Genomic DNA, 26,540 nt, shown 5'->3' on the forward strand with positions numbered 1-26,540 from the left:
GTTCCCTGTAGGAGCGAGGCTTGCCCGCGAAGAACGATAACGCGGTCTGGCTGATAAACCGCGGCGCCTGTTTCGCGGGCAAGCCTCGCTCCTGCAATTGATCGCCATTCGCTGTCTCCCCTACCTCCCGACACTTCTGGCATAACACTTGCTCTTGCCTTGCCGTGCGACTGTGAAAACTAGAATAGTGACGGATTATTGGCATGGCGAAGAGCGACGCAGTAGTAAAAGACCCCGCAACCAAAGGCAAGATCAAGCTGATCATTGTGATCGTGGTGGCCCTGCTGCTTGCGATCTGCATGTCCGTGGGGGCGACCTGGTTCTTCATGCACAACGCCCAGAGCAAGCCTGCTGCCGCTGAAACCGCAGTGGTCGGCAAGCAGCCAGCGATTTTCGAGCCCATGGCCCCGGCGTTCGTGGCCAACTACAACGTGAACGGTCGCCAGCGCTACATGCAGGTGAGCATCACCATGCTAGGGCGTAATCAGGCGGATCTGGAAGCGCTCAAAGTGCACATGCCGGTGATCCGCAATAACCTGGTCATGCTGTTCTCCGGCCAGGATTTCGCCACGCTGGCGACCCCGGTCGGCCAGGAGATGTTGCGTCAGAAGGCCACGGCCGGCGTCCAGGAAGTGGCGCAGAAAGAACTCGGCAAAGTGGTTATCGAACAGCTGCTTTTCACTAATTTCGTACTGCAGTAGGAACACGACATGGCCGTGCAGGACCTGCTGTCCCAGGATGAGATCGATGCGCTGTTGCATGGCGTCGACGATGGTCTGGTACAGACCGATAACGTTGCTGAACCCGGCAGCGTCAAAAGCTACGACCTGACCAGCCAGGATCGCATCGTCCGCGGACGCATGCCGACCCTGGAAATGATCAACGAGCGTTTCGCCCGCTACACCCGCATCAGCATGTTCAACATGCTGCGCCGCTCGGCGGACGTTGCCGTCGGTGGTGTGCAGGTGATGAAGTTCGGCGAATACGTGCACTCGCTGTACGTGCCGACCAGTCTCAACCTGGTCAAGATCAAGCCGTTGCGTGGCACCGCGCTGTTCATCCTCGACGCCAAACTGGTGTTCAAGCTGGTGGACAACTTCTTCGGCGGCGACGGCCGTCACGCCAAGATCGAAGGGCGTGAATTCACGCCTACCGAGCTGCGCGTGGTGCGCATGGTGCTGGAGCAGGCCTTCATCGATTTGAAGGAAGCCTGGCAGGCGATCATGGAAGTGAACTTCGAGTACATCAACTCGGAAGTGAACCCGGCCATGGCCAACATCGTCGGCCCGAGCGAAGCGGTTGTCGTGTCCACCTTCCACATCGAACTCGATGGCGGTGGCGGCGACCTGCACGTGACCATGCCGTACTCGATGATCGAACCGGTGCGCGAAATGCTCGACGCCGGCTTCCAGTCGGACCTGGACGATCAGGACGAACGTTGGGTCAACGCCCTGCGCCAGGACGTGCTCGACGTCGACGTGCCGATTGGTGCCACGGTTGCCCGTCGCCAGTTGCGTCTTCGCGACATCCTGCACATGCAGCCCGGGGATGTGATCCCGGTCGAGATGCCGGAAGAGATGATCATGCGCGCCAACGGCGTGCCGGCCTTCAAGGTCAAGATGGGCTCGCACAAAGGCAACCTCGCGTTGCAGGTGATCGAGCCGATCGAGCGCCGCTGACCGGCGCTCCAACCCCCTATTAATTGCTGCTCTTGATTGAGCAGCTGCTCGCCGAGGACACATGATGAACGACGATATGAACGCCCAGGACGACCAGGCACTGGCTGATGAATGGGCTGCCGCCCTGGAAGAAACCGGTGATGCCGGCCAGGACGATATCGACGCCTTGCTCGCTGCCGACGCCGCCAGCTCGCCGTCCAACCGTCTGCCTATGGAAGAGTTCGGCAGCGTGCCGAAGAACAACGATCCGGTGACCCTGGACGGTCCGAACCTCGACGTGATCCTCGACATCCCGGTGTCGATTTCCATGGAAGTGGGCAGCACCGACATCAACATCCGCAACCTGCTGCAACTCAACCAGGGTTCGGTGATCGAGCTCGACCGCCTGGCCGGTGAGCCGCTGGACGTGCTGGTCAACGGCACCCTGATCGCTCACGGCGAAGTGGTTGTGGTCAACGAGAAGTTCGGCATCCGCCTGACCGACGTGATCAGCCCAAGCGAACGTATCAAGAAGCTGCGCTAAGTGAAAAAGGTTCTAGGGCTTCTGCTTGCGTTGCCGTTCAGTGTGCTGGCCGCCGAACCTGTGGCCACGGCTGCAACGGCTGCTGCTGCGCCGGCAGTCAGTAGCGGTGTGGCCGGGCAATTGACGCAGTTGGTGTTCGGCTTGCTGCTGGTGCTGGGGTTGATCTTCTTCCTCGCCTGGCTGTTGCGCCGGGTCCAGCAGGCGGGGCCGGCCGGCAAGGGGCAGGTGATCGAGATCGTCGGTTCCCGCGCCTTGGGGCCACGCGATCGTTTGATGCTGGTGCAGGTCGGCAACGAGCAGATCCTGCTCGGCCTCAGCCCCGGCACCATCACCGCGCTGCATGTGCTTAAAGAGCCGATTGAAGTGCCGACCACGACCGAGAGCGCGACTCCGGAGTTTGCCCAGCATCTGTTGAGGATGCTCGGCAAGGATCAGAAGGATAAGAAGTAATGGGTGCGTTACGCATCGTCTTGACGCTGGCCCTGATGCTGGCCGCGCCGCTGGCGTTCGCCGCCGATCCGTTGTCGATCCCGGCGATCACCCTGGGCACCAACGCCAATGGCGCTCAGGAATACTCGGTCAGCCTGCAAATCCTGCTGATCATGACCGCGCTGAGTTTCATCCCGGCGTTCGTCATGCTGATGACCAGTTTCACCCGGATCATCATTGTGTTCTCGATCCTGCGCCAGGCCCTGGGCCTGCAGCAGACACCGTCGAACCAGATCCTCACGGGCATGGCGCTGTTCCTGACGCTGTTCATCATGGCGCCGGTATTCGATCGGGTGAATCAGGACGCCTTGCAGCCGTACCTGGCAGAAAAACTCACCGCTCAGGATGCCGTGGCCAAGGCCCAAGTGCCGATCAAGGATTTCATGCTGGCACAGACGCGCAGCAGCGACCTTGAACTGTTCATGCGTCTTTCCAAGCGCACCGACATTGCCTCGCCGGATCAGGCACCGCTGACCATTCTGGTGCCGGCCTTCGTGACCTCGGAGCTGAAAACCGCGTTCCAGATCGGCTTCATGATCTTCATTCCGTTCCTGATCATCGACCTGGTCGTGGCCAGTGTGCTGATGGCCATGGGTATGATGATGCTCTCGCCGCTGATCATTTCCCTGCCGTTCAAGATCATGCTGTTCGTGCTGGTGGATGGCTGGGCGTTGATTATCGGCACCCTGGCGAGCAGCTTCGGCGGTGTTTCGCCATGACGCCGGAAGTGGCGGTAGACATCTTTCGCGAAGCGCTGTGGCTGACCACCATGATGGTTGCCGTGCTGGTGATTCCGAGCCTGCTGGTGGGCCTGCTGGTGGCGATGTTCCAGGCCGCCACGCAGATCAACGAACAGACCCTGAGCTTCCTGCCGCGCCTGCTGGTCATGCTGGTATCGCTGATCGTCGCCGGCCCGTGGATGGTGCAGACGTTCATGGAATACATCCTGCAGCTGTACGGCAGCATTCCTCAGGTCATCGGCTAAACCATGCCGACGCTGCTGCAACTGACCGATACCCAGATCAGTACCTGGGTCGCGACGTTCATGTTGCCGCTGTTTCGCATTGGCGCGTTGCTGATGGTCATGCCGGTCTTTGGCACGTCCCTGGTGCCCACTCGCGTGCGCCTGTACTTCGCCCTGGCGTTCACGGTGGTGATTGCGCCGGGCCTGCCGCCGATGCCGCCGATCAATGCGCTGGATTTGAGCGCGCTGCTGCTGATCGCGGAGCAGATCCTCATCGGCGCGCTGCTGGGCTTCTCACTGCAGTTATTCTTCCAGGCCTTCGTGGTGGCGGGGCAGATCGTCTCCATTCAGATGGGCATGGGCTTCGCGTCGATGGTCGACCCTACTAACGGCGTCTCGGTGGCGGTGATCGGGCAGTTCTTCACCATGCTCGTGACGCTGTTGTTCCTGTCCATGAATGGCCATCTGGTGGTCTTCGAAGTCCTGACCGAAAGCTTCACCACGATGCCGGTGGGCAGTGGTTTGATGGTCAATCATTTCTGGGAACTGGCCGGCAAGCTGGGCTGGGTTCTCGGTGCTGCGTTGTTGCTGGTGTTGCCGGCGGTCACGGCATTGCTGGTGGTCAATATTGCGTTTGGCGTGATGACCCGGGCCGCGCCGCAGCTGAACATCTTTTCCATCGGCTTCCCGCTGACCCTGGTACTCGGGCTGTTCATTGTCTGGGTCGGGCTGGCGGACATCATCAATCAGTATCAACCGCTGGCCTCCGAGGCCTTGCAGTTGTTACGCGAACTGGCACGGGCGCGCTGAGTCATGGCTGAGAGCGAAAGCGGTCAGGACAAAACAGAAGACCCCACGGAGAAACGTAAAAAGGACTCCAGGGACAAGGGTGAGATTGCGCGCTCCAAAGAGCTCAACACTCTGGCGGTCATGCTCGCCGGCGCAGGGGCGCTGTTGATTTTCGGCGGCGCGTTGGCGCAGGACCTGATGGAGTTGATGCGGATGAACTTCACGCTGTCGCGGGAAGTGATTCTGGATCAGCGCAGCATGGGCACCTTTCTCCTGCACTCTGGGCAGATCGCCCTGGTGTCGATTCAACCGGTGATGATCACCTTGCTGCTGGCCGCGTTGATCGGCCCGATTTCCCTCGGTGGCTGGCTGTTCGCGGCGGGCTCGATGGCGCCGAAATTCAGTCGCATGAACCCCGGGGCGGGGCTCAAGCGAATGTTCTCGGCCAAGGCGCTGGTTGAACTGCTCAAGGCGCTGGCGAAGTTTTTCATCGTGCTGTTCGTGGCGCTGGCAGTGTTGTCCTCGGACATCGACGACCTGATGCGCATCGCCCACGAACCGTTGGACATGGCGATCATTCACAGCCTGCAAGTGGTCGGCTGGAGCACCTTGTGGATGGCCTGCGGGCTGATCATCATCGCCGCTGTCGACGTGCCGGTGCAGCTGTGGGAAAGCCACAAGAAACTGCTGATGACCAAGCAGGAAGTGCGCGACGAACACAAGGATCAGGAAGGGCGCCCAGAGGTCAAGCAGCGCATTCGCCAGTTGCAGCGCGAGATGTCGCAGCGGCGGATGATGGCGGCGATCCCTGAGGCCGACGTGGTCATCACCAACCCGACGCACTACGCCGTGGCCCTCAAGTACGATCCCGACAAGGGCAGTGCGCCAGTGTTGCTGGCAAAAGGCAGTGACTTCCTGGCGTTGAAGATTCGTGAAATCGCCGTGGCCAACAATGTGCTGCTGCTCGAATCGCCGGCCCTGGCGCGTTCGATCTACTACTCCACGGAACTGGAGCAGGAAATCCCTGGTGGGTTGTACCTGGCGGTCGCCCAGGTACTGGCCTACGTCTATCAGATCCGCCAATACCGCGCGGGCATGGGCAAGCGTCCGGATCCGCTGAAGGATGATTTGCCGATTCCGCCGGATTTGCGCCGCGATTCTTGATTTATCCGGAAGTCCTGGTTTCAGCCTAGCTGGTTTCAAACCCAAAATTGGAAGTAATCCAAGTATGACCAGTCTCTCGATACAATTTGTATCGAAGTGATTTTCCTGCCTGTGGGTGCAGAAAAATCAACCCATTTATGGCCGTTAGAGGTGTCGGCGGGAAGGTTCCTCTGACCTGCATTGCCGGCGCTGTCGGAAAAATAGATTTCCGCCGCTATACGTTGATAGGTATATGCAAATCTGACCCGAGAATAGGGTGATTTGAGGCTTAGAGTTATAAGTTGCTGACCCATCGGCGATTCGACGCCTGCGTTTGTCACGATGGCTGGGCCTGTGAGCATATCTGCTACGGGATAACCGTAAGTTTGAATGCCGGTAGTATTCGCTCCAGATGTGAGCGTTATGGTCATGCTCGGGATCGTGACGCTTTGGCCCGCGACAATATTGCTGTGGGGTTGCCCATCAAAATTCTCGAAGAGTATCGGCTCAGGTATCGCCTCACCTATCAGCACCCTCAACACCTTCGAAAACATCAACCGCTGCCCACTTCCAGATCTGTAAACGCTGTAATTGAACAGGCACTTGATGCCTCGATTTACTTCCATCCAGTTCGAAGGGAGTGTGAAGGTCGGCGTAAAGCCGGTCTGCACTTCGCGCTCATCGCTGTCCCATGTGGTTTTGCCGGTGGCGCGTATGCGAACGGTGTAGCCCGGCACCATGCCCGCGTATCTGACGCTCAGGGTTTTCTGATCTGTCGACAGGGTCGGTGCCAGTAAATCGAACCCGTAGGGGGCGATATGCAGCAGGAGAGGCCTGGAAGGAATCAGAGCGGTGCCCGGTGCGGTACGCACTGTGTAGTAGACTTTCACCGTATGACCGATGGCATCCACCACTTCAATGCGTGGGATTGGAATATTGATAGGTCCCGGTGTACCGACCGTCACCACCCCTGAATGCCAGGTGTGCCGAGGACTTTCCCAGGTGATGCGAACCGTGTGGCCGCGAGCCATGCCGGTGTAATGCGCGACTATAGCGGTGACGAAGTTGGCGAAATAAACATGATCGAAGTCGAGTTGATCGCCAGCAGAGCCATGAGCCTCAAGTACTTTTGGCGCCGCTGGATCCGAGACTGCAGTAATTGAGTTCATGGGTGTGTCCTGCCTTCAAATAGTTGCTTTGGAAGGCACCATTTGTTGCAGGAATCGTGATTCGACACCACTGTCAGATCTGACAGGTCAGTCAGCATTTTCGATGAGCGGTAGCTTCTGTTTAATCTCTCGCCTCGCGGAAAACTGTCGAGAGGTCATTGGTCGGGGAAGGCTGCGTACCTGTCAACTCTTACAGTAGACATCGGCCTTTGATGGCGATGAGATGAGTTTCGGAAATTTTCCTAAACTTGGCGAGTACCATCATGGCAGAGCGCATCTACAGAAAGCTGGAAGGCATGACGCTGGAATATGTTTCAGGACGGCTGGAGGAGAATCCAAAGGAGCGGGCCATCCGTTACACGGTCAGCTTCGACATGAACCTGGACTTCACTCACTTTGTGCAAATGGCCAGCGTCTATATCCCGGGATATCTGGACAGTCCGGTCAACGCCATCAGGCCCGAGCTGGATGGCCTGGCTAGCCACTACTCCTACAACTACCTGTTTGATGCCGCGGGGAACATTCGCGACAACCAGGCGTTGTTCGAACTCTTCACCTCGCCAGGGTATTACATGGATCAGTGGGCGTTCTCTCTTGGTCTGGAGGTGCGTTATGGCAAACCGGTGTATGAGATCGTCGGGCGCAAGCTGCGTATTACTGCGCGCAGAGATTTCCGATTGCTGGATGGCGCGCGCCAGATTGAGATCGGTGATTTGCCGATCATCCAGTTTCATTGGGCGCTCAACCTGCTGCAAGGTGAGCTGACGATTCCAGAGGTCAGTGCGCCACAGACCAAGGTCGTGCTCATGTACATGGATGAGGACTTCGTTGAAGTCGAAGGCCGGCAAATGCACCGAGGCACGCAGTACATCAATGGCAAGAAACTCAGCTTCGGCAATACCGCGCCGAAGCAGATTTTGATCGCTCAGTAACAGTGCTTAAAACAAAAGATCGCAGCCTCCGGCACCAATCCATGTAAGAGCTGCCGAAGGCTGCGATTTTTTTACCCGCGCAAAATTTACGCCGCCGTTAAATGAGGCTGCCCTGCTATTCGAGTTCCCCTTATTGTCAGTCTTGGTAAGTCACAAAGACATCGCCCGTTTTCGGGCTGACCGCTATGGATCTCAAACGGTTTTTCTGAGTATTGATTTCTTCTACCTTTTGTAGCGACTCGGTATCGATCACAGTAACAATCGAACTGAAACTTGCGATGTAAACGTATTTTCCGTCAGGGCTGACGCACAGGCTCTCCGGCTGATTCGCGACAATTATTCGCTTTACGACTTCATATGACTTCGTGTCTATAACAGTGAGTTCATCACCTGTGAAATTGACTAGATAAAGGTGGTTGTTGAACGGGTTGGCCTCCATCGCAAATACGGCATTTCTCAGTGTGATGCTGTTTTCCAGGCGCCATGTCGTTGTGTCAAACGCTTGGATCGTGGAAAGTGACATGCCGTCGTTGTCTACCCAGCAGGCAACGTACGCGTATGAGCCGTCAGGACGGGTGGTCACCGCAAATGGATATGTGTCGGTTGGAATGGTGGTAATCAACTGCTGGTTTGATGCATCGATGACCTGCAAATAACCATTGGCCAATCCGCCGCAGTTCAGAAGATGTTTGCCGTCAGGCGTCATGGTTAGATCCATGCTCCCTGATCCCACGTTAGCGCCTTGAATGACCTTTTGCGCGACAGTGTCGATCAGCCACACATTGGTGGAGCGGATATCGTTGATATAAAGCTGTTTGTCATCAGGGCTGAACGCTTGTGGGGATGGGGCACCCACTGCCACTTCGTACGTCTGGCTGGTGCTTAGCGTTTCAATGTCCAGTTCGCTGATGGTGTTTCCGGTTTTGGTGACATACAGATGGGTGGCTTTGCGGTTGCAGGCCACATGTATGCCTTGGATAAGTGTGATTTTCGTGTTGGCCGGTGTGGTCGCTTTTAAGGTCTCTACCTTGTCGTTCAGGCCGGTTTGGTCGGTTATCGATGGGGCTTTCCCAAGAATATCTTCAAGTTTGCCGCCTAATTTGATGTGCTCCAAAGATGTTGAGCGCTTGGCCAGGATGGCGAGAATTTCGGAAGCGTGTGTAGTTCGTCCGGTGGGGCTCATGACATGACTCCAGGGTTGGGCAGTTGGAGTCGAAAGTGGGCCAGCTGCGTGACTGCCCGTCTACTGTCATAAATTACAGGTGTGAGATCAATTCTGACGGGCGGTTGGCATTGATTGGAAAGTCGAAAAATGTCTGTTGAATCGATAAAGAACCGCTTTCCTTGTCTGCAAATTCGTGCGCGGGCATGGCCTGAGCTGCCATGCGGCAAAGCCATCTCTTAACCTCGTCAGCTGGCCCAGGCGCAATTCTATTTTTCGCCACCGAAAAAGTTGGAAGGCTTCTTGCAGTAGCCGCCCTGCGCCTGCTGTGGGCGTCAAAAGTTTGCTTTAAAGAAACGGGGAAAACCGGTGGATCGCTCTCAGTTATTCAACACTGCCCGCACAAACGTTGCCGACTTGAGTCGGGGCAACCTGGGTGTGCCGTTGTTGCTGCTGGTCATGCTGGCCATGATGATGCTGCCGGTGCCGCCGTTTCTGCTGGACGTGTTTTTCACGTTCAACATTGCGCTGTCCATCGTCGTGCTGCTGGTGTGCGTGTACGCGTTGCGGCCGCTGGATTTCGCGGTGTTCCCGACCATCCTGCTGGTGGCGACGTTGTTGCGACTGGCGCTGAACGTGGCCTCCACGCGGGTGGTGATGCTCCACGGTCAGGACGGCCATGCCGCCGCCGGTAAGGTGATCCAGGCCTTCGGTGAGGTGGTGATTGGCGGAAACTACGTGGTCGGTATCGTGGTGTTCGCGATTTTGATGATCATCAACTTCGTCGTAGTGACCAAGGGTGCCGGGCGGATTTCCGAGGTGAGTGCGCGTTTCACCCTCGATGCGATGCCCGGCAAACAAATGGCGATCGACGCCGATTTGAACGCCGGCCTGATCGACCAGAACCAGGCCAAACTGCGCCGGATGGAAGTGGCTCAGGAAGCCGAGTTCTACGGTTCCATGGACGGTGCCAGCAAGTTCGTACGCGGTGACGCCATCGCCGGTCTGCTGATTCTGTTCATCAACCTGATCGGCGGCATGGCGGTCGGTATCTTCCAGCACGGTATGACCTTCGGCGACGCCGGCCGGGTGTACGCCTTGCTGACCATCGGTGACGGTTTGGTGGCGCAATTGCCATCACTGCTGTTATCGACAGCTGCAGCGATCATGGTGACCCGTGCTTCCGGTTCGGAAGACATGGGCAAGCAGATCAACCGCCAGATGTTCGCCTCGCCGAAAGCGTTGGCCGTGGCGGCGGGTTTGATGGCGGTGATGGGCCTGGTGCCCGGCATGCCGCACTTCTCCTTTCTGACCATGGCCGCATTGGCGGCCGGTGGTGCCTACCTGTTCTGGAAGAAGCAGAACGTGGTCAAGGTTCAGGCTTTGCAAGAGGTCAAGCGTCAGCAAGAGTTGCTGCCATCACCGGCCCGCGCCATGGAAACCAAGGAGCTGGGCTGGGACGACGTGACGCCGATCGACATGATCGGCCTCGAAGTCGGCTATCGCCTGATTCCGCTGGTGGATCGCAACCAGGGTGGTCAGTTGCTGGCGCGGATCAAGGGTGTGCGCAAGAAGCTGTCCCAGGACCTGGGTTTCCTCATGCCGACTGTGCACATTCGTGACAACCTCGACCTGGCGCCGAGTGCTTACCGCCTGACCCTGATGGGCGTGATCCTGGCCGAAGCCGAGATTTACCCGGATCGCGAACTGGCGATCAACCCGGGGCAGGTCTACGGCACGCTCAACGGCATAACCGCCAAAGATCCGGCTTTTGGCCTGGAGGCGGTGTGGATCGAAATCAGCCAGCGTGCCCAGGCTCAATCGCTGGGTTACACCGTGGTGGACGCCAGCACGGTCGTGGCGACGCACTTGAACCAGATTCTGTACAAGCACTCCAGCGAACTGATCGGTCACGAAGAAGTCCAGCAACTCATGCAATTGCTGGCCAAAAGCTCGCCGAAGCTGGCTGAAGAGCTGGTGCCGGGCGTGGTGTCGCTGTCGCAACTGCTCAAAGTGCTTCAAGCGTTGTTGGCCGAACAGGTGCCCGTGCGAGACATTCGCAGCATCGCCGAGGCCATCGCCAACAATGCCGCCAAGAGTCAAGATACCGCCGCTTTGGTGGCTGCGGTGCGCGTCGGCGTTTCCCGCGCAATCGTCCAAAGCATTGTAGGGACTGACTCCGAGCTACCAGTTATCACGCTGGAGCCAAGGTTGGAACAGATATTGCTCAATAGTCTTCAGAAGGCAGGACAAGGCTCGGAAGAGGGTGTTCTGCTGGAGCCAAGCATGGCTGAGAAACTGCAACGCTCGTTGATCGATGCGGCGCAGCGTCAGGAAATGCAAGGTCAACCGGTGATTCTGCTGGTAGCCGGTCCGGTTCGCGCGATGCTTTCGCGATTCGGCCGACTGGCAGTCCCGGGTTTGCATGTGTTGGCTTACCAGGAAATTCCTGACAACAAGCAAGTGACCATCGTTGCGACAGTAGGGCCCAACGGCTGAGGTAGTGGTTTATGCAAGTTAAGCGTTTTTTCGCCGCCGATATGCGTCAGGCCATGAAACTGGTTCGTGATGAGCTGGGCGCTGATGCCGCCATTATTGGCAATCGCCGGATCGCCGGTGGTGTCGAGCTGACGGCTGCCCTGGATTACAAATTGTCGGCGCTGGCCCCACGTGTTCCGAACATGGAACTCGAGGACGAGCTGCGCAAGACCCAGTCGCGGATCGTGACTGCCCAGGCTGAATTGAGCCTGCGTGGCGAAGGCGAAACCGAAGGCGACAAGACCACCAATCGCCAGTTGTTCGCCGGCCTGCCGTTGACCGCCGCCGAGCCGCTGATCGAACCGACGTATGCCGAGCCTCGTCGCTCCGCTCCAGCTCCGGCACCTGCTGCTGGCGGCGTTGATCCACGGGCGTTCGACTCGATGCGTTTCGAGCTCAACAGCCTGCGCGAACTGATGGAAGTGCAACTCGGCTCCCTGGCCTGGAATCAGCTGCAAGGCAGCCGTCCGGCCCAGGCCAATCTCTGGCGTCGCCTGCAACGTATAGGCCTGTCCGGCCCGTTGTCCCGCGACTTGCTGGCGATGATTACCGACATTGACGAACCCCGTCAGGCCTGGCGCATGTTGCTGGCGCACCTGGCGCGGATGATTGCCACGCCGGAAGTCGAGCCGCTGGAAGAGGGCGGCGTGATTGCCATGGTCGGCCCTGCCGGCATGGGCAAGACCACCACCCTGGCCAAGCTCGCGGCCCGCTATGTTCTCAAATACGGCGCGCAAAACATCGCGCTGGTGAGCATGGACAGCTACCGTATCGGTGCTCAGGAACAATTGAAGACCCTGGGCCGGATTCTCAACGTGTCGGTAACCCACGTCGATCCGGGGCAATCGCTGGTGCAGGCGCTGGAACCATTACTGCGCAAACGCGTGGTGCTGATCGATACCGCGGGCCTTCAGGCCAGCGATCCGGCACTGCGCATGCAGCTCGAAAGCCTGGCCGGACGTGGCATCAAGTCAAAAAATTATCTGGTTTTGGCAACCACCAGCCAGAAACAGGTTCTAACTGCCGCTTATCACAGTTACAAGCGCTGCGGGCTCGCTGGCTGCATCCTGACTAAACTGGATGAAACGGCAAGTCTGGGCGAGGTGTTGAGCCTGGCGATCAGTCATGAATTGCCGGTGGCCTACCTGACCGATGGCCCGCGTATTCCGGATGATTTGCATCTTCCGCGTCGTCATCAGTTGGTCAGTCGCGCCGTAAGCGTGCAAATGCAAGAAGAACCCAGCGAAGAAGCCATGGCTGACATGTTCGCTGATATTTACCACAGCCCGACCAAGCAGGTTGGCTGAGGTACTAATGAACAGTTTTTGTACCTACATCGATGGTCTGCCATGCATTGTTCAGTTTATGAACGCGCAGCCAGTAATGTGGCCTCCGTCTATGCAAGACAAGGTAAAGAAATAACATGGGCAGCATGCATCCCGTACAGGTGATCGCGGTGACCGGCGGCAAAGGTGGCGTCGGGAAGACTAACGTGTCAGTGAACTTGTCCCTGGCTCTAGCTGAGCTCGGCCGGCGCGTCATGCTGCTGGACGCCGATCTGGGGCTGGCGAACGTCGACGTCCTGCTGGGGCTGACACCCAAACGTACCCTGGCCGACGTGATCGAAGGCCGCTGTGAGCTGCGCGACGTTCTGTTGCAAGGCCCCGGCGGTATTCGCATCGTTCCGGCCGCGTCCGGCACGCAGAGCATGGTTCATCTGAGCCCGGCCCAGCACGCCGGCCTGATCCAGGCTTTCAGCGATATCGGCGACAACCTCGACGTCCTGGTGATCGACACCGCTGCGGGTATTGGTGACTCGGTAGTCAGTTTTGTTCGCGCCGCGCAAGAAGTCTTGCTGGTGGTCTGCGACGAGCCGACCTCGATTACCGATGCCTACGCGCTGATCAAACTGCTGAACCGCGATTACGGCATGAACCGCTTCCGCGTCCTGGCCAACATGGCCCAGAGCCCGCAGGAAGGTCGCAACCTATTCGCCAAGTTGACCAAGGTCACGGATCGCTTCCTCGACGTCGCCCTGCAATACGTCGGCGCGGTGCCTTACGACGAAAGCGTGCGCAAGGCCGTGCAGAAGCAGCGTGCCGTCTACGAAGCCTTCCCGCGTTCCAAGTGTGCCCTGGCGTTCAAGGCGATCGCGCAGAAGGTCGACACCTGGCCGTTGCCTGCCAACCCGCGTGGGCACCTGGAGTTTTTCGTCGAGCGCCTCGTGCAACAGACTGCAGGACCCGTCCTATGACAGCCAGTGGCTACAACCTCTACAAGAAGTCGGCACGTGACGCGCAGTACGAGCTGATCGAGCGTTACGCGCCACTGGTCAAACGCATTGCTTACCACTTGCTGGCCCGTCTGCCGGCCAGTGTTCAGGTTGAAGACCTGATCCAGGCCGGGATGATCGGCCTGCTTGAAGTATCGACCAAATATGACGCCAGCAAAGGCGCGAGTTTCGAGACGTACGCGGGCATTCGAATCCGCGGCGCGATGCTCGATGAAGTGCGCAAGGGGGACTGGGCTCCACGTTCGGTCCACCGCAATACCCGCATGGTCAGCGACGCAATTCGCTCGATTGAAGCTAAAACCGGTCGTGACGCTAAAGATCATGAGGTTGCGGCCGAACTCCAATTGAGTCTCGACGATTATTACGGGATTTTGAACGACACCCTGGGCAGCCGGTTATTCAGTTTCGACGATCTGTTGCAGGACGGCGAACACGAAGGGCTGCATGAGGATGGCGCGAGTGCACATCTTGAGCCGTCACGCGATCTGGAAGATGAACGCTTCCAGGCTGCGCTGGCGGACGCGATTGCCAATTTGCCGGAGCGTGAGCGACTGGTGTTGGCGCTGTACTACGACGAAGAGCTGAACCTCAAGGAAATCGGTGAGGTCCTGGGGGTCAGCGAATCGCGGGTCAGCCAGTTACATAGCCAGTGCGCGGCCCGTTTGCGGGGGCGTTTGGGGGAGTGGCGAGCGCGCTGAAGGCAGTGTGGGGACACTGCGAACGAGACCGGTGGGGTGTTGAACTGCACCGGTCGCGATCTGTTGTGCTCCAGACAGTCATCGAATGCATTGCCGGATTGATTGAAATGGCGCGTCCAGGTGCTGGGCGCGTTTAAGACTGCTTGGAGGTCGAATTGGACAAGAACATGAAAATCCTCATCGTTGATGACTTCTCAACGATGCGGCGGATCATAAAAAACCTGTTGCGTGACCTTGGGTTCACCAACACGGTCGAGGCTGACGATGGCACTACCGCCATTCCGGTTCTCAACAGCGGGAGCATCGACTTTCTGGTAACGGACTGGAACATGCCTGGCATGACCGGTATCGATCTGCTGCGCCACGTACGCGCCGATGAAAAGCTCAAGCACCTGCCAGTGCTGATGGTGACTGCAGAAGCCAAGCGCGAGCAGATTATCGAAGCGGCCCAGGCCGGTGTTAACGGCTATGTGGTCAAACCCTTCACGGCCCAGGCGTTGAAAGAAAAAATCGAGAAGATTTTCGAACGCATCGGTTGATCCACTGCGCCACGGGGGAGCTATGGAGCATAAAGAATCTTCACTGGGCGATTTTGAATCGACCCTGAAAAAACACGCGGTCGAACTGGTCGAAAGCCTTGAAAAAGGCAGGTTCGGCGACGCGGTGCAACTGATCCATGAGCTCAATCAGACCCGTGACCGCGGCCTGTATCAGGAAGTGGGCAAGCTCACTCGCGAGCTGCATAGCGCGATCGTCAATTTCCAGATTGACCCGAACATGCCGCAAGCCGAGGAAGTGTCGCAGATCACGGACGCCACCGAGCGCCTGGGGTATGTGGTCAAGCTGACCGAAGCCGCCGCCAACCGCACCATGGACCTGGTGGAAAACGCCACGCCGCTGGTCAACAGCCTGAGCGAAGAAGCCCAGGCGTTGAGCACGGATTGGGGGCGGTTCATGCGTCGTGAAGTCGGGGCTGAAGAGTTCCGCGAACTGGCCCGGCGGGTCGACGGTTTCCTGACACGCAGCAGCGAAGACAATCGCACGGTGTCGAGCAACCTCAACGACATTCTGCTGGCCCAGGATTACCAGGACCTCACCGGTCAGGTGATCAAGCGCGTGACCCAATTGGTCACCGAAGTTGAAAGCAACCTGCTCAAGCTCGTGCTCATGGCCAGTCAGGTAGACCGCTTTGCGGGTATCGAACATGACCGTGATGCGATGCTTGCTGAAAAAGATCCGCAAAAACATCTCTCTCAGGGTGAAGGTCCGCAGATTCATGCCGATAAAAGAGAAGACGTTGTGTCCGGTCAGGACGATGTGGACGATTTGTTATCCAGCCTAGGATTTTAGAGTTTTAGCATTTTAGGTTTTTTAGGTTTTTAGACCTGTAGGAGCACCCCCTTAATGAGCTTCGGCGCCGATGAAGAGATCCTTCAGGATTTCCTGGTTGAGGCCGGCGAGATTCTAGAGCAACTGTCCGAACAGCTGGTCGAGCTGGAAAGCCGACCGGATGATGCGGATTTGCTCAATGCAATTTTTCGCGGTTTTCACACTGTAAAAGGGGGCGCCGGCTTCCTCCAGCTCAACGAGCTGGTGGAGTGCTGTCACATCGCCGAGAACGTGTTCGACATCCTGCGCAAGGGTGAACGTCGCGTCGACTCGGAACTGATGGACGTGGTTCTCGAAGCTTTGGACGCGGTGAACAGCATGTTCACCGAAGTGCGCGAACGCAGTCCGATTACGGCTGCCACGCCTGAATTGCTCGCGGCACTGGCCCGTCTGGCCGAGCCGCAAACGGCTGATGAAGCTGCACCGGTCGCTGAAGTGGTCGAAGCACCTGCCGCCGAAGAATCGGGCGACATCACCGATAACGAATTCGAACAATTGCTGGACTCGCTGAACGCCGTCAAGGCTCAAGCCGAAGCGCCAGCCGTTGCTCCAGTGGCTGCCGCCGATTCCGCGGCCAGCGACGAAATCACCGATGCCGAGTTCGAGTCGTTGCTCGATCAACTGCACGGCAAAGGCCAGTTCGCCGTCGACGCGGTGGCAGCGCCCGCTGCACCGGCTGCCCCGAAAGCAGCAGGCGACAGCTCCGACATCACCGACGACGAATTCGAAGCACTGCTCGACCAGTTGCACGGCAAAGGCAACTTTGCGGTGGATGCGCTGGAATCGGCCATTGCTGCCGTACCTGCTTCGGCTGCGCCCACCGCTAAAGCGGCCGGTGGCGATCTGATCTCCGATCACGAGTTCGAATCGCTGCTCGACGAATTGCACGGCAAAGGCAAGTTCACTGAAGTGGGCACAGGCGCTGTGGTGACTGCTCCAGCCGCCAAGGCAGCTGCGCCGAAACCGGTTGCCAAAGCGCCCGAGCCTAAGGCGGAAGCGCCGAAGCCAGCGGCGGCTGCTGCACCGGCTCCAGCTCGCGCTCCGTCTGCTCCACCACCGGAAAAACCGGCCAGTGAAGCCGAGACCACCGTGCGGGTTGATACCGCGCGTCTCGACGAAATCATGAACATGGTCGGCGAACTGGTTCTGGTGCGTAACCGCTTGGTCCGTCTGGGCCTCAACAGCGGCGACGAAGCCATGTCCAAGGCTGTGTCGAACCTCGACGTGGTCACGGCTGACTTGCAAACCGCGGTCATGAAGACCCGGATGCAACCGATCAAGAAAGTTTTCGGGCGCTTCCCGCGTCTGGTTCGCGACCTGGCTCGCCAGCTCAAGAAAGAGATCAACCTGGAGTTGGTCGGCGAAGAAACCGACCTCGACAAGAACCTCGTCGAGGCCCTGGCCGACCCGCTGGTCCACTTGGTGCGCAACTCGGTCGACCACGGTATTGAAGAACCGGCCGAACGCGAAGCGATGGGCAAGCCTCGCAGCGGCAAGGTGATCCTGTCCGCTGAACAGGAAGGCGACCACATCCTGCTGTCCATCTCCGATGACGGCAAAGGCATGGACGCTGATGTTCTGCGCGGCATCGCCGTGAAGAAAGGCTTGATGGACAAGGATGCAGCCGATCGCCTCAGCGAGTCCGATTGCTTCAACCTGATCTTCGCGCCGGGTTTCTCGACCAAGACCGAAATTTCCGATGTCTCCGGACGCGGCGTGGGCATGGACGTGGTGAAAACCAAAATCGCCCAGCTCAACGGCACCATCAATATCTATTCGACCAAGGGCAAGGGCTCGAAGATCGTCATCAAGGTCCCGTTGACCCTGGCGATCATGCCGACGCTGATGGTCATGCTCGGCAACCAGGCGTTCGCGTTCCCGCTGGTGAACGTCAACGAGATCTTCCACCTCGACCTGTCGCGCACCAACGTGGTGGACGGCCAGGAAGTGGTGATCGTGCGGGACAAGGCACTGCCATTGTTCTACCTCAAGCGCTGGCTGGTCAGCTCCGCCGCTCACGAAGAGCAGCGCGAGGGCCATGTGGTGATCCTTTCGGTGGGCACTCAGCGGATCGGCTTCGTCGTCGACCAGCTGGTGGGCCAGGAAGAAGTGGTCATCAAGCCATTGGGCAAAATGCTCCAGGGAACCCCGGGCATGTCGGGCGCCACCATCACCGGTGACGGTCGCATTGCGCTGATTCTCGATGTTCCGAGCATGCTCAAGCGTTACGCCGCACGGCGTATTTGATTCTGGTGGAGCGGGGCGACTGAGCCTCGCTCCGTCCTAACGGAGTGTTTATGGCAGTCAAAGTCCTGGTGGTGGACGATTCGGGGTTTTTCCGCCGCCGCGTCTCGGAAATTCTTTCAGCGGATCCGAATATCCAGGTCGTCGGTACGGCGACCAACGGAAAAGAGGCGATCGATCAGGCGCTGGCCCTCAAGCCAGACGTGATCACCATGGACTACGAGATGCCGATGATGGATGGCATCACGGCGGTGCGGCACATCATGCAGCGCTGCCCGACCCCGGTGTTGATGTTCTCCTCGCTGACCCATGAAGGCGCCCGGGTCACCCTCGATGCGCTGGATGCTGGCGCAGTGGATTTCCTGCCGAAGAATTTCGAAGACATCTCCCGTAACCCGGAGAAGGTCAAGCAACTGCTGTGCGAGAAGATTCTCAGCATCTCGCGCAGTAACCGTCGCGCCGCCACCTACAGCGCACCGGCACACGTTCCTGCACCCGCCCCGACGCCTGCGCCTTCGAGCGTCAGCAGTTACGGCAGCAGCACGCCTGCGCGTCCGGCAGCGGCACCGATTCCGGCGCGTAGCTACGCCCCGACATCGGCCCCGGCATCGTCCGGCCCGTCGTCGCCCGCGCCAAAACGCAAAGCCTACAAACTGGTGGCCATTGGTACGTCCACGGGCGGTCCGGTTGCCCTGCAGCGAGTCTTGACTCAGCTGCCGGCCAACTTCCCGGCGCCGATCGTGTTGATCCAGCACATGCCGGCCGCGTTCACCAAGGCTTTCGCAGAACGTCTCGACAAGCTCTGCCGCATCAGCGTCAAGGAAGCCGAGGATGGCGACATCCTGCGTCCAGGCCTGGCGCTGCTGGCACCGGGTGGCAAGCAAATGATGATCGATGGCCGTGGCGCGGTGAAAATCCTGCCGGGCGACGAGCGTCTGAATTACAAACCGTGCGTGGACATCACCTTCGGTTCCGCCGCCAAGTCATACGGCGACAAAGTTCTGGCGGTCGTACTGACCGGCATGGGCGCCGACGGTCGTGAAGGCGCGCGCCTGCTCAAACAGGGCGGCAGTGCGATCTGGGCTCAGGATGAAGCCAGCTGCGTGATCTACGGCATGCCGATGGCCATCGTCAAAGCCGACCTCGCCGACGCGATCTACGGTCTGGACGATATTGGCAAGCACTTGGTCGAGGCGTGTATCTGATGGATGTTTTAAGCCTAATCGGGATCATCATGGCGTTTGTCGCCATCATTGGCGGCAACTACCTTGAAGGCGGTCACCTCGGCGCATTGGCTAACGGCCCGGCGGCGCTGATCGTACTCGGTGGGACCATCGGCGCAGCGTTGCTGCAATCGCCGATGAGCGCTTTCAAGCGCGCCATGCAAATCATCGGCTGGATTCTGTTTCCGCCGCGCGTTGACCTGGCCGGCGGCATCGACCGCGTCGTCAACTGGAGCCTCACCGCGCGCAAGGAAGGTCTGCTCGGTCTGGAAGGGGTGGCCGATGCCGAACCTGACAGCTACTCGCGCAAAGGCCTGCAATTGTTGGTGGACGGCGCCGAGCCGGAAGCGATTCGCAGCATTCTGGAAGTGGATTTCTACACCCAGGAAGCCCGTGACATCGAAGCGGCCAAAGTCTTTGAAAGCATGGGCGGCTACGCGCCGACCATCGGCATCATCGGTGCGGTGATGGGCCTGATCCATGTCATGGGCAACCTGGCCGATCCGACGCAACTGGGCAGCGGCATCGCCGTCGCCTTCGTCGCCACCATCTACGGCGTGGCCAGTGCCAACCTGGTGTTGTTGCCGATTGCCGCCAAGCTCAAGTCCGTTGCCTTGCGCCAGTCGCGTTACCGCGAAATGTTGCTCGAAGGGATCCTGTCGATCGCCGAAGGTGAAAACCCTCGCTCTATTGAGTTGAAGCTTCAGGGCTTCATGGATTGATGGGGGATATGGATCATGGCACGTCGTCGGCAACCTGAAGAACACGTCAATCACGAACGCTGGCTCGTTTCTTACGCCGACTTCATCACGTTGCTGTTTGCGTTTTTCGTGGTCATGTACTCGATTTCTTCGATCAACGAAGGCAAGTACAAGGTCATCTCGCAAGCGTTGATCGGGGTCTTTACCGATGCCGATCGTTCGCTCAAGCCTATTCCCATTGGTGAAGAACGGCCGCAGACCGTGACCCCGGCCAAGCCGCTGGTCAAGGACAGCGAGCAGGTCGACGCCGGTGTCGCCGGTTCCAGCGATCCGCTCAAGAGCATCGCCGATGACATCAGCGCGGCGTTCGGCGACCTGATCAAGTCCAACCAGATGACTGTGCGCGGCAATGAGTTGTGGGTCGAGATCGAACTCAATTCCAGCCTGTTGTTCGGCAGCGGTGACGCCATGCCCAGCGACATGGCGTTCAACATCATCGACAAGGTTGCCGGCATTCTGAAACCGTTCGACAACCCGATCCACGTCGAAGGTTTTACCGACGATCAACCGATCCGCACCGCGCAATACCCGACCAACTGGGAACTGTCCTCGGCCCGTTCGGCGAGCATCGTGCGCATGCTGGCGATGCAGGGTGTTAACCCTGGCCGTCTGGCATCGGTGGGTTACGGCGAATTCCAGCCGGTGGCCAACAACGCCACCGCCGAAGGCCGGGCACGCAACCGTCGCGTAGTGCTGGTCGTGTCACGCAATCTCGATGTACGCCGCAGCCTCACCGGTACCGGAACCGCCCATGCGCAACCGGATGCCGCGTTGAAGCGTGCTGGCACACAAACTGCACCGACCCCGGTCAAGTCGCCGGTACGAGAGAGCGCCGTCAATTCTCCGTCGCCTGCATTAACACGTTGAGCTATTTCTCGGTCCACCTTGTTGACCGAGAGGAACAATCCGAATGAGAGTCTGGGCCGTTGCCAATCAAAAGGGTGGTGTTGGTAAAACCACTTCCTCTATCGCTTTAGCCGGGTTACTGGCCGAGGCGGGCAAGCGCGTGGTCGTGGTCGATCTCGATCCGCACGGCTCGATGACCAGCTACTTTGGCTACGACCCCGACAGCCTGGAACACAGCAGCTACGACCTGTTCCTGCACAAGGGCAGCGTGCCGCAAGGCTTGCCCGGCCAATTGCTGTTGCCGACCAGTGACGAACGTATTTCGCTGTTGCCGTCGAGCACCGCGCTGGCCACGCTTGAACGTCAGTCGCCGGGCCAGAGTGGCCTGGGCCTGGTGATCGCCAAGAGCCTGGCGCAACTGTGGCAGGACTTCGATTACGCGGTCATCGACAGCCCGCCATTGCTCGGCGTGCTGATGGTCAATGCCTTGGCGGCGAGCCAGCAATTGGTGATCCCGGTGCAGACCGAACACCTGGCCGTCAAAGGCCTGGAGCGCATGGTCAACACCTTGGCGATGATCAATCGCTCACGCAAAGTAGCGTTGCCGTTCACCATCATTCCGACCCTGTTCGACCGCCGCACCCAGGCGTCCCTCGGCACCCTTCGCGTGTTGCGCGACAAATACCCGGAAGAAATCTGGCAAGGCTACATCCCGATCGACACGCGCCTGCGGGATGCGAGCCGGGCCGGGCTGACGCCTTCGCAATTCGACGGCAAGAGCCGCGGCGTTCTGGCGTACCGCGCACTGCTCAAGCATTTGCTGGCAGCACAACTTGTCCCACAGGTGGCCTGAGATGAACCTAGCCCTTGTAGGAGCGAGGCTTGCCCGCGAAGCAGACGCCACGGTCTGCACAGTTGAATCGCGTCATCGTTTTTCGCGGGCAAGCCTCGCTCCTACAGGGGCGCGTCTTTCATGAATCGGCCGGTGAAAATTACCTCGCGTCCGCAACTGGCGCTCCAGTCTTATCTGGATAGCTTGCTGATGGAGGCAACTGAAGAGTTGCCGCTGGAAGTCGAAGCGGTGGCTGAAGTCATTGAGGTCGTTGAAACGGTCGAGGTCGAAGCGGCGCTGGACGAATTCCAGGCAGCAGTGCTTGAAGAGCAGGCGCGTGATGCGCAGAAGTCGGTTGTCGCTGCCGCGCCTGTCGAGGCGCCCGTGGTTGCTCCGGTTGCTCTGGTTGCAAAAGCGCCTGTGGTGATCGAAGAAGCGTCGGCACCGATCCTTGCGCCGGTCTCGACCCTCGCACCGTTGCTGCAAACCCTGGTGCCGCCGCTGGTCGAAGTCCATCTGCCACCGAGCAATACGCCGCCACCGGTGGAAACCGACGGTCGGCCGTCGTGGGCCGCCGAGCCGTTCGAGTGCCTGTTGTTCGATGTCGCCGGGTTGACGCTTGCGGTGCCGCTGGTGTGCCTGGGCTCGATTTACTCGCTGGCCGGTCACGAGCTGACGCCGCTGTTCGGTCAGCCGGAATGGTTCCTCGGGATCCTGCCGAGTCAGGCCGGCAACCTGAAAGTCCTGGACACCGCGCGCTGGGTCATGCCCGACCGCTACCGCGACGACTTCCGCCAGGGCCTGCAATACGTTATTTCGGTTCAGGGCTACGAATGGGGGCTGGCGGTGCATCAGGTCAGCCGCTCGTTGCGCCTTGACCCGAACGAAATCAAATGGAGAAGTCACCGAGGTCAGCGGCCATGGCTCGCCGGCACGGTGATTGAGCACATGTGTGCATTGCTGGACGTCTCCGCATTGGCCGAGTTGATCGCCAGCGGCGGGGCAAAGCACATGGGCGGCAGCAAGCCGCTTCACAAATCGACATAACAGCCGACATAACAATCATGCGACGGCATTGTTGAATGCCGCCACACAGAACACACGCCGCCAGAAGCGGTTTTTCGAGGGGTCAGGGTATGAGTAATCAAGCGACGAATGCAAAAGGTTCTGAAGATCCGATCCTGCAATGGGTAACCTTCAAACTGGACAATGAAACCTACGGCATCAACGTGATGCGCGTTCAGGAAGTCCTGCGTTACACCGAAATCGCCCCGGTCCCGGGTGCCCCGAGTTACGTGCTGGGCATCATCAACCTGCGCGGTAACGTGGTTACCGTGATCGACACCCGTCAGCGCTTCGGCCTGATGAATGCCGAGATCAGCGACAACACCCGTATCGTCATCATCGAAGCCGACAAGCAAGTGGTCGGGATCATGGTCGACAGCGTGGCCGAAGTGGTTTACCTGCGTCAGTCGGAAATCGAAACCGCACCAAACGTCGGTAACGAAGAGTCCGCCAAGTTCATTCAAGGCGTGTGCAACAAGAACAACGAACTGCTGATCCTGGTCGAACTGGACAAGATGATGAGCGAAGAAGAATGGTCGGACCTGGAGAACATCTGATTGATTCTTGAGGTAGCGGTCATTGTCCTGTTCCTTTTCTGGGCAGGCACGCTGGCAATGTTCCTGGCGTACATTCGCGCTCAACGGCAAATCGCCGCGCAACAGGCCCAGGGTGATGCTCTGCGCGATCAGCGCATCAAGGACCTGGCCAAGCGCGTCGACGACTATCAGAGCGGCAACGTGCGCATGGGTGAAGACCTGCACGAACTGCGCGCCGTCGTCGGTCCCCTGCCGGACAAACTGGCTCAGCTGGAACAGCGCGATCCGTCGAGCCTGTCGTTTGCCCAGGCGGCACGATTGGTGGGCATGGGGGCTACCGTTGACGAGCTGACCCAGTCTTGCGGGTTGACCCAGGCTGAAGCGGAGTTGATGCGCAAGCTTCACCGGAACTAGAAGATCAAAAGATCGCAGCCTCGTTTCACTCGACAGCTCCTACATTGGGAACGCGTATCCCTGTAGGAGCTGTCGAGTGAAACGAGGCTGCGATCTTTTGCATTCACCCCAACATCAATAATCATCCCCGCGATCGGTGACGTCCTTCTCCACCATCGCCGCCTCCAGATCATGCCCCGCCGGAAACTTGCCCTTCAAATTCCACGCAAACGCAACAATCTCGGCAATCGTGGCAGCTCGGCGTTTCATAGGGTGTACGCGATCCCAATGTAGGAGCTGTCGAGTGAAACGAGACTGCGATCTTTTGCATTCACCCCAACATCAATAATCATCCCCGCGATCGGTGACGTCCTTCTCCACCATCGCCGCCTCCAGATCATGCCCCGCCGGAAACTTGCCCTTCAAATTCCACGCAAACGCAACAATCTCGGCAATCGTGGCAGCTCGGCGTTTCATAGGGTGTACGCCATCCCAATGTAGGAGCTGTCGAGTGAAACGAGGCTGCGATCTTTTGCATTCCCTCCAAAATCAGTAATCATCCCCGCGATCGGTGACGTCCTTCTCCACCATCGCCGCCTCCAGATCATGCCCCGCCGGAAACTTGCCCTTCAGGTTCCACGCAAACGCAATAATCTCGGCAATCGTGGCAGCTCGGCGTTTCTTAGGGTGTACGCGATCCCAATGTAGGAGCTGTCGAGTGAAACGAGGCTGCGATCTTTTGCATTCCCTCCAAAATCAGTAATCATCCCCGCGATCGGTGACGTCCTTCTCCACCATCGCCGCCTCCAGATCATGCCCCGCCGGAAACTTGCCCTTCAGGTTCCACGCAAACGCAATAATCTCGGCAATCGTGGCAGCTCGGCGTTTCATAGGGTGTACGCCATCCCAATGTAGGAGCTGTCGAGTGAAACGAGGCTGCGATCTTTTGCATTTACCCCAACATCAATAATCATCCCCGCGATCGGTTACGTCCTTCTCCACCATCCCCGCTTGCGGATCATGCCCCGCCGGAAACTTGCCCTTCAGGTTCCACGCAAACGCAATAATCTCGGCAATCGTGCGGTACAACTCCTCCGGAATACTCTCCCCCAATTCCATCCGCGCCAGCAGCTTTACCAGCTCGGCGTTTTCATAGATCGGCACTTCATAATCGCGGGCAAGTTTCAGAATGGCTTCGGCCAGTGCTTCGTCACCCTTGGCCGTGAGGGTAGGGGCGTGGGTGCCGTCGTATTTGAGGGCAATGGCCTGGCGTGGGGTGTTGGGGTTTCTCATGCGGTTTCGTCGACCCAGCGTTGTTCGAGGCGGGTTTGCGGGCCTTGCGGCGGCGTGCCGAGGTGGCAGTCGAGATCGCCGACGTTCAGCCCGGAATCCAGCAGACGCTGGCGCAGCGCAGCCAGATTGCTTTCGATCAGGCTCGCGGTGTACGGCCGTTCGGCCCACAGCTGGCTGGACAGGCTGCCCCTGATCAGCTGCGCCTGAATCTGCAACGGGCCCAGCGGTTCCATGTCGAACGCCAGGTCCACGCGCCACAGTTGCTGCTTCGGCTCGCGTTCGTCCCGGCGTTCGTGCGGTTGTTCTTTCTCCGGCGCTTCTTCGCGCTGGAACTTGACCTGCAACGGCACGATGTCCTGCAGGTTGCGCATCGGGATTTCCAGCTGCCAGGTGCTGAGCAGTCGACCATCGTCAGTGACGCCGGTTTGCTCGAGACTTGATAATTGATGACTTTGCAGGCGCGAAACGGCCGCCGCGGCCAGGCGCAGCAAATGCTCCAGATCGTTTTCACCGTCGTGGCTTTGCAGCAGCCGTTCGGGCAGCGGGAAACTGGTCGGCAGCGGTTTGGCGCTGACCTGGCCGAGCATGCCGAGGGCGCTGCGCACGAAGCTCGGCATGGACTGGACCAGCGTGTTGGCCGCAATGATCGCGTTGAGATTGGTGCTGGCCGGCAATCCTGGCGTCAGTTGCGCGATCAGCTTGAGCAGATCGCCTTTCATGTCCGGCGCCAGTGTCGGGTTCTGCCCGATGAGCAGCTTCGCTTCGAGGAACACACCGCTATTGGCCAGCGCTTGAGCGAGGCCTTTTGGTGAACTCAGTTGTTGAACATCCGGCAAACCGGCCAGCAGTTTTTCCACGGCAACCCGCAGGTCGCTGGATGTCTGATCCGACGGTGGCAGGTTTTGCAGGACTTTGATCAAGCCATCCAGCGAACCTTGGCGGCTCTGCTGACTGACCAATTGCTGGGTGACCGCCAACTGCTCCTGACGATTGCTCAGCGGCACGAACTTCAGAGTTTGCGTATCCTGCACCAGGGCGCTCAGCAACGTACCGATACGTAGCGGCGTCGGGCTCTCGATGCTCAAGGTGCTGCCGCTCAACGCGGTGTTGAGCAGGCTCACCATCGAACGAAACACCGTCGGCTGTCCCGGCACCTGCGGCAACACCTGCGAGGTCAGTACTTTGCCCTGCAACAGCGTCCCGACCGGCAATTGCGCGGTGTCGATGCGGGTGAGGGTGGCGATGCTGGAGGCAATGGCCTGTTGCACCGTAATCGCCAGGTTGCTGGCTGACGGCTGGGTGATCGCCAGGGTGGTGCCTTGGGGCAGCGGCTGGGTGCTGGTGGCCTGGACCGTGGTCTGGCGGCCGCTCTCGAGGGTGACTTTGAGCAACAGTTGAAAGGTCTGATCCGCCTGCTTCAGCGACAGCACTTCAGCGTTGGCGGTCTGGCCGGGTGTGATCAGGCCCTCCATCGGCTTCAGCAGCTGCAGCAGATCGCCACTCACCACCAGTGGCCGCGAAGTCGCGGGGGTGGTCTGCGGTAGCGGGAGGATGTTCATTTCGCCTGTCATACGCGGTC

Annotated in this window: 27 protein-coding genes and 4 pseudogenes; 23 read left to right on the forward strand and 8 right to left on the reverse strand. The window is 58.9% G+C overall.

Annotated features, from left to right (window positions below; all coding sequences use genetic code 11):
- Positions 1–203: 203 nt before the first annotated feature.
- The 8 genes from fliL to flhB all read left to right on the forward strand — a co-directional run bounded on the left by fliL (position 204) and on the right by flhB (position 5,608).
- Complete coding sequence (gene fliL / locus ACA049_RS08205) at positions 204–701, forward strand: flagellar basal body-associated protein FliL (protein WP_497334556.1); 498 nt, start codon at positions 204–206, stop codon at positions 699–701.
- Positions 702–710: 9 nt separating this feature from the next.
- Entirely contained in the window at positions 711–1,679 is a 969-nt protein-coding gene (fliM, locus tag ACA049_RS08210) for a flagellar motor switch protein FliM (RefSeq protein ID WP_219095679.1), read from the forward strand.
- A gap of 64 nt (positions 1,680–1,743) precedes the next feature.
- Positions 1,744–2,202: a flagellar motor switch protein FliN gene (gene fliN, locus ACA049_RS08215; RefSeq protein WP_411740787.1), complete on the forward strand. Its 459-nt coding sequence runs from the start codon at positions 1,744–1,746 to the stop codon at positions 2,200–2,202.
- On the forward strand, positions 2,203–2,652 hold the full coding sequence (gene fliO / locus ACA049_RS08220; RefSeq protein ID WP_094471240.1) for a flagellar biosynthetic protein FliO: 450 nt from the start codon (positions 2,203–2,205) through the stop codon (positions 2,650–2,652).
- Complete coding sequence (gene fliP, locus ACA049_RS08225) at positions 2,652–3,410, forward strand: flagellar type III secretion system pore protein FliP (protein ID WP_027922366.1); 759 nt, start codon at positions 2,652–2,654, stop codon at positions 3,408–3,410. The genes fliO and fliP overlap by 1 nt, the downstream gene beginning before the upstream one ends.
- The gene (gene fliQ, locus ACA049_RS08230) at positions 3,407–3,676 is read left to right on the forward strand and encodes a flagellar biosynthesis protein FliQ (RefSeq protein WP_497334559.1); all 270 of its coding nucleotides are present in this window, start codon (positions 3,407–3,409) and stop codon (positions 3,674–3,676) included. The genes fliP and fliQ overlap by 4 nt, the downstream gene beginning before the upstream one ends.
- Positions 3,677–3,679: 3 nt before the next feature.
- Positions 3,680–4,465: a flagellar biosynthetic protein FliR gene (fliR, locus tag ACA049_RS08235; protein WP_497334561.1), complete on the forward strand. Its 786-nt coding sequence runs from the start codon at positions 3,680–3,682 to the stop codon at positions 4,463–4,465.
- Between the two features lie 3 nt (positions 4,466–4,468).
- Positions 4,469–5,608, forward strand: coding sequence for a flagellar biosynthesis protein FlhB (flhB, locus tag ACA049_RS08240; RefSeq protein WP_497334563.1), 1,140 nt, complete (start codon positions 4,469–4,471; stop codon positions 5,606–5,608).
- A 35-nt stretch (positions 5,609–5,643) separates the two neighbouring features.
- On the opposite strand, the gene ACA049_RS08245 is transcribed toward flhB, so the two are convergent.
- The gene (locus tag ACA049_RS08245) at positions 5,644–6,756 is read right to left on the reverse strand and encodes a hypothetical protein (protein ID WP_497334565.1); all 1,113 of its coding nucleotides are present in this window, start codon (positions 6,754–6,756) and stop codon (positions 5,644–5,646) included.
- A gap of 263 nt (positions 6,757–7,019) precedes the next feature.
- On the opposite strand from ACA049_RS08245, the gene ACA049_RS08250 reads away from it, so the two are divergent.
- Positions 7,020–7,688, forward strand: coding sequence for a hypothetical protein (locus tag ACA049_RS08250; protein WP_497334567.1), 669 nt, complete (start codon positions 7,020–7,022; stop codon positions 7,686–7,688).
- 136 nt (positions 7,689–7,824) lie between these two features.
- Here the strand turns inward: ACA049_RS08250 and ACA049_RS08255 are convergent, their stop codons facing one another.
- Complete coding sequence (locus tag ACA049_RS08255; RefSeq protein ID WP_497334569.1) at positions 7,825–8,871, reverse strand: YncE family protein; 1,047 nt, start codon at positions 8,869–8,871, stop codon at positions 7,825–7,827.
- A 348-nt stretch (positions 8,872–9,219) separates the two neighbouring features.
- Between ACA049_RS08255 and flhA the strand changes: the two genes are divergently transcribed.
- From flhA to ACA049_RS08325, 14 genes are all read left to right on the forward strand, one after another.
- On the forward strand, positions 9,220–11,349 hold the full coding sequence (flhA, locus tag ACA049_RS08260; protein ID WP_438662298.1) for a flagellar biosynthesis protein FlhA: 2,130 nt from the start codon (positions 9,220–9,222) through the stop codon (positions 11,347–11,349).
- An 11-nt stretch (positions 11,350–11,360) separates the two neighbouring features.
- Positions 11,361–12,695 (forward strand): flagellar biosynthesis GTPase FlhF, encoded by a 1,335-nt coding sequence (gene flhF, locus ACA049_RS08265; RefSeq protein ID WP_497334571.1) that lies wholly within the window; start codon positions 11,361–11,363, stop codon positions 12,693–12,695.
- Between the two features lie 116 nt (positions 12,696–12,811).
- Complete coding sequence (gene fleN / locus ACA049_RS08270; protein ID WP_003222917.1) at positions 12,812–13,642, forward strand: flagellar synthesis regulator FleN; 831 nt, start codon at positions 12,812–12,814, stop codon at positions 13,640–13,642.
- Positions 13,639–14,379, forward strand: a complete 741-nt coding sequence (gene fliA / locus ACA049_RS08275; RefSeq protein ID WP_007894214.1) for an RNA polymerase sigma factor FliA — start codon at positions 13,639–13,641, stop codon at positions 14,377–14,379. The genes fleN and fliA overlap by 4 nt, the downstream gene beginning before the upstream one ends.
- A 167-nt stretch (positions 14,380–14,546) precedes the next feature.
- Positions 14,547–14,918 carry a chemotaxis response regulator CheY gene (locus tag ACA049_RS08280; protein WP_003183998.1) on the forward strand — a complete coding sequence of 124 codons (372 nt, stop codon included), beginning with the start codon at positions 14,547–14,549 and terminating at the stop codon, positions 14,916–14,918.
- Positions 14,919–14,940: 22 nt separating this feature from the next.
- Positions 14,941–15,729, forward strand: coding sequence for a protein phosphatase CheZ (locus ACA049_RS08285; protein ID WP_403099478.1), 789 nt, complete (start codon positions 14,941–14,943; stop codon positions 15,727–15,729).
- Between the two features lie 54 nt (positions 15,730–15,783).
- On the forward strand, positions 15,784–18,015 hold the full coding sequence (locus tag ACA049_RS08290; protein ID WP_497334573.1) for a chemotaxis protein CheA: 2,232 nt from the start codon (positions 15,784–15,786) through the stop codon (positions 18,013–18,015).
- Positions 18,016–18,065: 50 nt separating this feature from the next.
- Entirely contained in the window at positions 18,066–19,217 is a 1,152-nt protein-coding gene (locus ACA049_RS08295; RefSeq protein ID WP_497334575.1) for a protein-glutamate methylesterase/protein-glutamine glutaminase, read from the forward strand.
- On the forward strand, positions 19,217–19,957 hold the full coding sequence (locus ACA049_RS08300) for a flagellar motor protein (protein WP_438662303.1): 741 nt from the start codon (positions 19,217–19,219) through the stop codon (positions 19,955–19,957). Before ACA049_RS08295 ends, ACA049_RS08300 begins: the two co-directional genes overlap by 1 nt.
- Positions 19,958–19,972: 15 nt before the next feature.
- Positions 19,973–20,863, forward strand: a complete 891-nt coding sequence (gene motD / locus ACA049_RS08305; protein WP_497334577.1) for a flagellar motor protein MotD — start codon at positions 19,973–19,975, stop codon at positions 20,861–20,863.
- A 43-nt stretch (positions 20,864–20,906) separates the two neighbouring features.
- A complete protein-coding gene (locus ACA049_RS08310) occupies positions 20,907–21,695 on the forward strand; it encodes a ParA family protein (protein WP_109628602.1) in 789 nt (262 codons plus the stop codon).
- Positions 21,696–21,815: 120 nt separating this feature from the next.
- Positions 21,816–22,721, forward strand: a complete 906-nt coding sequence (locus ACA049_RS08315; protein WP_497334579.1) for a CheW domain-containing protein — start codon at positions 21,816–21,818, stop codon at positions 22,719–22,721.
- 89 nt (positions 22,722–22,810) lie between these two features.
- On the forward strand, positions 22,811–23,296 hold the full coding sequence (locus ACA049_RS08320; RefSeq protein ID WP_008155806.1) for a chemotaxis protein CheW: 486 nt from the start codon (positions 22,811–22,813) through the stop codon (positions 23,294–23,296).
- On the forward strand, positions 23,297–23,689 hold the full coding sequence (locus ACA049_RS08325; RefSeq protein WP_109628604.1) for a DUF2802 domain-containing protein: 393 nt from the start codon (positions 23,297–23,299) through the stop codon (positions 23,687–23,689).
- A gap of 114 nt (positions 23,690–23,803) precedes the next feature.
- On the opposite strand, the pseudogene ACA049_RS08330 reads toward ACA049_RS08325, so the two are convergent.
- The 6 genes and pseudogenes from ACA049_RS08330 to fliK form a co-directional block, all read right to left on the reverse strand.
- Positions 23,804–23,920, reverse strand: a pseudogene (locus tag ACA049_RS08330) (EscU/YscU/HrcU family type III secretion system export apparatus switch protein); the annotation flags it as partial.
- A 90-nt stretch (positions 23,921–24,010) separates the two neighbouring features.
- Positions 24,011–24,127 (reverse strand): annotated as a pseudogene (locus ACA049_RS08335) (EscU/YscU/HrcU family type III secretion system export apparatus switch protein); the annotation flags it as partial.
- A 90-nt stretch (positions 24,128–24,217) separates the two neighbouring features.
- Positions 24,218–24,334: pseudogene (locus ACA049_RS08340) on the reverse strand (EscU/YscU/HrcU family type III secretion system export apparatus switch protein); the annotation flags it as partial.
- 90 nt (positions 24,335–24,424) lie between these two features.
- A pseudogene (locus ACA049_RS08345) lies at positions 24,425–24,541 on the reverse strand (EscU/YscU/HrcU family type III secretion system export apparatus switch protein); the annotation flags it as partial.
- Positions 24,542–24,631: 90 nt separating this feature from the next.
- Positions 24,632–24,961, reverse strand: a complete 330-nt coding sequence (locus ACA049_RS08350; RefSeq protein ID WP_497334581.1) for an EscU/YscU/HrcU family type III secretion system export apparatus switch protein — start codon at positions 24,959–24,961, stop codon at positions 24,632–24,634.
- Positions 24,958–26,532 (reverse strand): flagellar hook-length control protein FliK, encoded by a 1,575-nt coding sequence (gene fliK, locus ACA049_RS08355; protein ID WP_497334583.1) that lies wholly within the window; start codon positions 26,530–26,532, stop codon positions 24,958–24,960. Before fliK ends, ACA049_RS08350 begins: the two co-directional genes overlap by 4 nt.
- Positions 26,533–26,540: the final 8 nt, after the last annotated feature.

The sequence above is a fragment of the Pseudomonas sp. LBUM1662 genome, assembly GCF_059695915.1.